2 rRNA genes are annotated in these 3,523 nt (G+C 51.0%); both read left to right on the top strand.

From position 1 onward, the window contains the following. Nucleotides 1-317: 317 nt before the first annotated feature. Nucleotides 318-3,239, top strand: a 23S ribosomal RNA gene (locus I6751_RS00010). A gap of 161 nt (nucleotides 3,240-3,400) precedes the next feature. Next, nucleotides 3,401-3,517 (top strand): 5S ribosomal RNA (rrf, locus tag I6751_RS00005). Nucleotides 3,518-3,523: the final 6 nt, after the last annotated feature.

Genomic DNA, 3,523 nt, shown 5'->3' with positions numbered 1-3,523 from the left:
ATTGCACATTGAAAACTACACAGAAGAAAAGCAAAGAACAATTAATCACCAATGCCAAACTTGTGAGAAGAGATTTTCAAGAGGATGGCGGGGAATAGTTGGACCAAGCACAATTAGGAAACTAAAAACAAGCTAAGACAAAACATATAAACTTAAGCTAAAGGTGATATTCTGGAGGAGACTCGAGAATATAATAAACTTACCAGAAGCGTTCAGATGCAAGGAAGCATGAAAGCGAATGAAGAAGGCGTATTAGTATACGCCGATGAGTGAGCTGAAATGATGACGAAGCAGATGAGCGGTTATGGAAAGTTTAAAGTTAAGCGAATAAGGGCATATGGTGGATGCCTTGGCGCCAGGAGTCGAAGAAGGACGCGGTAAGCTGCGAAAAGGTACGGGGAAGAGCAAGCATCTATTGAGCCGTACATGTCCGAATGGGGCAACCCGGCAGGAGAAGTCCTGCCATCCGAGAGGAAGACAAACCCGGGGAACTGAAACATCTAAGTACCCGGAGGAAGAGAAATCAAACGAGATACCCAAAGTAGCGGCGAGCGAAATGGGCACAAGCCCAAACCGTACCACTTCGGTGGTACGGGGTTGAGGACTGACAAAAAGGATGGAACGTTTAGGCGAATGACCTGGAAAGGTCAGGCACAGCGGGTAAAACCCCCGTAGCCGAAAGGCGGGTCATCCGGGTCAGTATCCAGAGTATCGCGGGGCACGAGGAACCTTGCGAGAAACAGGGGGGACCACCCTCCAAGGCAAAATACTACCTGGCGACCGATAGCGCATAGTACCGTGAGGGAAAGGTGAAAAGAACCCCGGAAGGGGAGTGAAATAGAACCTGAAACCGTATGTCTACAAGCAGTCGAAGCTCCGTAAGAGAGCGACGGCGTGCCTATTGAAGAATGAACCGGCGAGTTACATTATATTGCGAGGTTAAGTGGAAGACACGGAGCCGAAGCGAAAGCGAGTCTTAAAAGGGCGGCAAGTAATATGGTGTAGACCCGAAACCGCAGTGATCTATGCATGTCCAGGTTGAAGCGCAGGTAAAAATGCGTGGAGGACCGAACCCGTGAGTGTTGAAAAACTTTGGGATGAGGTGTGCATAGGGGTGAAATGCCAATCGAACGCGGAGATAGCTGGTACTCCCCGAAATAGCTTTAGGGCTAGCCTCAAGGGAATATTACAGACGGTAGAGCACTGATCAGGCAAGGGGGCGTAAAGCCTGCCAACCCTAGTCAAACTACGAATGGCTGTAATAAAATACTTGGGAGTCAGACTGTGAGTGATAAGACCCATAGTCAAAAGGGAAACAGCCCAGATCACCGGCTAAGGTCCCAAATGCTGTGCTAAGTGGAAAAGGATGTAGGACTTCATAAACAACCAGGATGTTGGCTCAGAAGCAGCCACCATTAAAAGAGTGCGTAATAGCTCACTGGTCGAGAGGCTCTGCGCCGAAAATGACCGGGGCTCAAGCACAGAACCGAAGCCGTGGCAGGATATAGAAATATATACTGGGTAGGGGAGCATACTGTATGCGACTGAAGGTGTACCGTAAGGAGCATTGGAGTGTACAGCAGAGAGAATGCCGGTATGAGTAACGAAAAGAACAGTGAGAATCTGTTCCACCGAAAGTCTAAGGATTCCTGGGCAACGCTCGTCGACCCAGGGTAAGTCGGGACCTAAGCCGAGGCGAAAAGCATAGGCGATGGACAACAGGCGAAAATTCCTGTACCGTTGTATTTTGACTGAGCGAAGGAGTGACACAGCAGGCAGCTCGAGCGCGCGAATGGAAGAGCGCGTCGAAGCCGGTAGGCTGCAGTAAAGGGAAATCCGTACTGCAAAAGGCCGAGAAGTGACAGATAGGCGAATCTGCGGAGGAGCCGAATTTGAGCATACCACACTGTCGAGAAAAGCTTCTAGCGAGAAATGCAGCGCCCGTACCGCAAACCGACACAGGTAGACGGGGAGAGAATCCTAAGGTGCGCGGGACAACCCTCGTTAAGGAACTCGGCAAAATATATCCGTAACTTCGGGAAAAGGATAGCCGCAGGCTGTGAAGTCCGAACGGACGGAGCGGCAGACGGTGGCACAAGAGAGGCCCAAGCGACTGTTTAGCACAAACACAGGTGCCTGCGAAAGAGCAATCTGACGTATAGGTGCTGACACCTGCCCGGTGCCGGAAGGTTAAGAAGAGGAGTCAGGAGCAATCCGAAGCCCCGAATTGAAGCCCCGGTAAACGGCGGCCGTAACTATAACGGTCCTAAGGTAGCGAAATTCCTTGTCGGGTAAGTTCCGACCCGCACGAAAGGTGTAACGACTTGGGCACTGTCTCAACGAGGGACCCGGTGAAATTGAAATACCTGTGAAGATGCAGGTTACCCGCGACTGGACAGAAAGACCCCATGGAGCTTTACTGTAACCTGGCATTGATATTCGGTAAATGACGTACAGGATAGGTGGGAGACTTGGAATTAGAGGCGCAAGTCTTTAAGGAGTCATTGTTGGGATACCACCCTTCATTTAACGGGCATCTAACTGGAAGAGCAACGAACTTCAAGACAGTGCCAGGCGGGCAGTTTGACTGGGGCGGTCGCCTCCGAAAGAGTAACGGAGGCGCCCAAAGGTTCCCTCAGCGCGGCCAGAAATCGCGCAAAGAGTGCAAAGGCAGAAGGGAGCTTGACTGCGAGACCAACAAGTCGAGCAGGTGCGAAAGCAGGGCTTAGTGATCCGGTGGTTCCGAGTGGAAGGGCCATCGCTCAACGGATAAAAGCTACCCTGGGGATAACAGGCTAATCTCTCCCAAGAGTCCATATCGACGGGGAGGTTTGGCACCTCGATGTCGGCTCATCACATCCTGGGGCTGGAGCAGGTCCCAAGGGTTGGGCTGTTCGCCCATTAAAGTGGTACGTGAGCTGGGTTCAGAACGTCGTGAGACAGTTCGGTCCATATCCATCGCGGGCGAAAGAAACTTGAAGAGGGCTGCTCCTAGTACGAGAGGACCGGAGTGGACGAACCAATGGTGTACCAGTTATCCCGCCAGGGGTACAGCTGGGTAGCTACGTTCGGAAAGGATAAACGCTGAAAGCATCTAAGCGTGAAACCAGCTTTAAGATGAGGTTTCCCAGAACGCAAGTTTGGAAGGCACCTTGAAGAAGACGAGGTAGATAGGCCGGGAGTGGAAGTATGGTGACATATGAAGCGGACTGGTACTAATAAGCCGAGAGCTTAACTTGATTTCATCAAAAAAGAGAAATGTTTGGTCAGAGATTTTCTTCTGTGAAGTTTTGAGTGTGCAAGAACACTCGAGAGTATATAGGTAAAGGAAAAGCAGCAGATAAGTTTCCTGGTTACTGTATATACCGGCTGAGGTGCTGAGGCACTGAAGGCCAGAACATCTGGTGGCGATACCTGGATGGATCCACCTGTTCCCATTCCGAACACAGTAGTTAAGCATCCACAGGCCGAAGGTACTTGGGGGGCAGCCCCCTGGGAGATTAGGTCGCTGCCGGTTTGAAAG

Origin of the sequence: Pectinatus frisingensis (assembly GCF_015732285.1) — a bacterium.
In the GTDB taxonomy this organism is placed as follows: domain Bacteria; phylum Bacillota; class Negativicutes; order Selenomonadales; family Selenomonadaceae; genus Pectinatus; species Pectinatus frisingensis.
The sequence above is the reverse complement of the archived record's forward strand: the minus strand, read 5'-3'. Positions and strand labels throughout refer to the sequence as shown.